1 pseudogene is annotated in these 264 nt (G+C 37.9%); it reads right to left on the reverse strand.

Annotated elements, in window-relative coordinates:
• A pseudogene (locus E4T68_RS09100) lies at nt 1-264 on the reverse strand (hypothetical protein); the annotation flags it as partial.

Raw genomic sequence — 264 nt, forward strand, 5'->3', positions numbered from 1 at the left:
CTGTTACTGTTGTTCCCGGTGGGAATTTGTCTTTGTTGACTTCTTTAATTTTATCTTCTACAGCTTTTCTTTCTTCATCAGTTAAGTTTGTGACATCTTTTACTGGTGTTTTTTCTGGTACTGTTGGTGTTATTCTGTCTGCGTCTGTTGGATTTAATGGTTTCACTAAATCTGTGCCTGGAATAACATCTTTACTTCCGTCTGGATATGTAATTGTTGCTGTACCGTCTTTTTCCACTGTTACTGTTGTTCCCGGTGGGAATT

Origin of the sequence: Granulicatella sp. WM01 (genome assembly GCF_004570605.1) — a bacterium.
GTDB lineage: Bacteria > Bacillota > Bacilli > Lactobacillales > Aerococcaceae > WM01.